The 3,558-nt window shown below is 71.0% G+C and carries 2 protein-coding genes; both read right to left on the reverse strand.

Annotated features, from left to right (window positions below):
- Window positions 1–6: 6 nt before the first annotated feature.
- Window positions 7–2,673: a sugar epimerase family protein gene (locus tag ACOJVU_RS16970; RefSeq protein ID WP_421530830.1), complete on the reverse strand. Its 2,667-nt coding sequence runs from the start codon at window positions 2,671–2,673 to the stop codon at window positions 7–9.
- Window positions 2,674–2,685: 12 nt separating this feature from the next.
- Window positions 2,686–3,558, reverse strand: an 873-nt coding sequence (locus ACOJVU_RS16975; RefSeq protein WP_421530831.1) for a beta-ketoacyl reductase, incomplete at its 5' end; no start/stop codon positions are given.

The following is a 3,558-nucleotide window of genomic DNA, read 5'->3' on the forward strand; positions in this document are numbered from 1 at the left end:
GTCGAATCAAGGGGTGTCGTTGTTTTCCGGAAGCACCGGATGAGCGTCCGGGCCCGGTTCGAGCACCTGGATCTCTCCCGTCGCGCCGTCGACCTCGACGAGGGCCCCGGACGGCAGCAAGCGGGTGGCCCCCTGGGCGTCGACCACACACGGGAAGCCGAACTCCCGGGCCACCACGGCCGCATGCGACATCGGCCCGCCCAGCTCGGTGACCACCGCGGCGGCGTAGCAGAAGGCGGCCGTATAACCGACGTCGGTGACCTCGGCGACGAGGATTTCTCCGGGCTCCAGGTCGTCGATGGTCTCGGGCCGCACGATGCGCACCCGACCGCGCACCCGTCCCCCGCAGACGCCGACGCCGCGCAGGGTGCCGCCGCTGCCCAGCACCGCCGTCGATGCGGTCGCCGGCTGCCAGCTTCCGCTGAAGACCGCCGGCGGGACGACGCCGGCCAGCCGGAGTCGTTCGGCGCGGCGGCGGGCCGCCAGCTCCGCGACGTCCGCCGGAAGCGCGTCGAGCTCGTCGACCAGCAGGTAGAACACGTCGGCGGCGGCATCGATGACGCCGGCGTCGGCCAGGCGGCGCCCGTATTCCCGCAACAACCCGCGCAGCACCCAGTTGGCGCGCACCATCTTGTCCCGGCGCACCTCCCGGTCGCGCAGCTGCCGCACGAACAGCGCCGCGACGGGTCTGGCTTGCAACGGGATTCGCGGGTGCTGCGGAGCCGGCGCCGGCGGTGCACCGATCGTCCGGGCCACCATCCGAACCAGCAACTCCGGGTCGTCGGCGTAACTGGTCGAGAGCATCTCGAGTTCGGCGGGACCGCGGTGCCCGATCAGATCCAGCTCGGTCAGCACCGCAGCGTGAAACTCCGGGGCCTCGATCGCCAGCTTGCCGAGGCGCTCCCCCGGCTCGGCAAGCAGCCGCGGTACATCCGGGTTGTGTTGCGCCGCAACCACGAGCCGCTGCACCGCCTCCACGGACCGCGCGCTGACCAACTCCGGGCCGGCCGACGGGGCGGTATCTCGCCCGCACAGACCGCGCAACATCACGTTGTACGCGGCGCACAGCATGAACGACCCCGAGGACAGCACCCAGCTGTGCACCACGTGATCGCGCGCCAACGAGATGAGGCTGAGGAGCCGGCCGTCGTCGAGGCGGGTGAGGTCACCGACCGCGAGACGCTCCAGGCGGTCGATGTCGGCGACGAACGCCCGGGTGTCCAGCGTCGAACCGGCACTCAGGCCGATCTGGTTGACGGCGAACACCCCGATGTTGCGGATAGTACGCAGTTGTCTGCGCCCCCAAAGTATTTCCAGCGAGGGGCGTTCCTCGCCGAAGATCGGAAGAGACGCCATGCTGGGGCCGAAGAACCCGCTCTTGCTGACGACCGTCGCGGGCTTGACAAACGGCACCGTCTCCGCCATGAAATGCGCCGTTGTGATCGCCCCGTATAGGCGGTGGGCGAACACCGCGACCATGCGCATGGCGATTTCGCGCTGGATGATCCCCCCCGGCCGCAGCCGCTCGGCGACGCCCACGCCGGCAGTGCGAAGCCCGCGGACGGTTACCGACGCCGAGGACGGCGAAAACGGCCCGGGCAGCGCCTCGGACAGATTGGTGGCCAGGAAGGTCGGAAAACGGGGGTCGATCGGCGTGTCGAACTCGCCGTCGAGCCCTTCGGGGCCGCCCGGGACGGGCACCACCCCGTCGGCGGCGGGTACGTCGGCGGCGGGCGGATCGTCGATGGTGGCCAGCCGCCACGGCAGGGAGACCACCCGGCGGCCCACCGTCAACCGGCCGCGCATGCCCAGCGCCAGGTCCTCAATACATTCGTCGGCGTTCCATGCCGTTGCGAATCCCCACTCCTCGCTCAGCCGCGCGGTATCCATCAGCGGGGCGCGTTGCAACAACTCCAGCTCGGAGAGCGAGGGCAGGCTACGCCGCAGCAGCGCGGCGGCAGGGCCCACCACCGGCACCACCGTCCGGCCGACCGCGGCGGCGACCTGGCGGAACGTGGGCACGCCCGGCGCGGCGAGATTGACCGGGCCGCTGGTGATCCCGGTGTCCAGGAGGGCACGGGTCAACACCCGCAGCGCGTCGTCGAGATGCACAACCTGAACCGGGCCGTCGGCGCCGCCGCCGGGCAAAACCGGCAGCGCGAGCAACCGGCGCACCCAGTTGTCGACCCCGCGACCGACGACCAGCGCGCAGCGGATCGCGACCGATTCAGCGTCGGCGGCCGCCAGCATCTCCTCGACCCGGGCCTGCTGCACGCCGCCAGCGACGACCGGGGCCCTCGCGTCGTGCTCGATGTGCGCGGAGCCGTCCCAACCGTAGACGTGGGCCGAGGACGGGAAGACGATGCGCCGCGAGCCGTTCTGTGCCATCGCGTCGAGGACGTTCCTCGTGCCCCCGAGGTTCACCTGGCCGGCGATTCGGTGCGCGGGTCCGGGGCTCTTCGCCCACGCGCAGTGCGCGACGACGTCGGCGCCGTCGACGCACAGCTTGACCACGCCCGCGTCCCGGATGTCGCCCGAAATGAATTCGGCCGCGCTGGGCCAGCTTTCGGGCCGATGCCGCGCCAGCCCGACGACGTCGTGACCCCGGCTGAGAAGCCGGGCGGCGAGCCCGCGCCCGAGGACCCCGCTCGCCCCCGTGATCGCGATTCTCACCGACTGTCCCGGCTAGTCATCGTTGTCCAGCAGTGCGGCGTTGACCAGGTCGTCGAGATCCATGTCCGCGATGCTCTTCTCGGTGGTCGCCGCCGGCGCGGGCTGACCCCCGACCCCGAGGTCGCTGCCGTTGGACTCGTTGGCCAACGCCAGCAACAACTCCAGAACTCCCGCCTGGCGGAGACGCTTGACCGGGATCGAACTCACCACCCGCTGGATCTCGGCCTCGCCGGGGGCCGCGGCCGGGGCGCCTGGCCCGGATGTTCCGACGAGCTCGCGGTGCATGTAACCGGCCAGCGCGGCGGAGTTCGGGTAGTCGAAGATCAGCGTCGGCGACAGCGCCAGGCCGGTCGCGGTTTTGAGCCGGTTGCGCATCTCCACCGCAGTCAGCGAGTCGAACCCCAGCTCCTGGAACGCTTGGTCGGGATCGATGGCCTCGGGGTTGTCGTTGCCCAGCACGGTGGCGATGCTCGACCGCACCAAGTCCAACAGCACCGCGTGCTGCTCGTCCTCGGGCAGGCCTTCCAGGCGTTGCAGCAGAGCTGATTTCGACTTCGCTGCGGCCAGGGAGTCGTCGACCTGGCGACGGGTGGGCGCGTTGATCAGGTCGACGAACATCGGTGGCAGCGTGCCCCCGTCGAACTTGGCCCGCAGTGCCGCGAGGTCGATGTGCGCCGGCAACACGAACGGCTCGTCGAGGATGAGCGCGGTGTCGAACAGTTCCAGCGCCTCCTCCGACGACATGCCGACCACGCCGTCGCGGGCGAAGCGGGCGAAGTCGACGGTCGCCAGGCCGCCGGTCATGGCGCTGGCCTGCTCCCACAGGCCCCAGCCCAACGAGATCGCCGGCAGGCCATGGGCCCGCCGATGCGCGGCCAACCCCTC

It is taken from the genome of Mycobacterium sp. THU-M104 (assembly GCF_049197365.1).
Taxonomy (GTDB): Bacteria; Actinomycetota; Actinomycetes; order Mycobacteriales; family Mycobacteriaceae; genus Mycobacterium.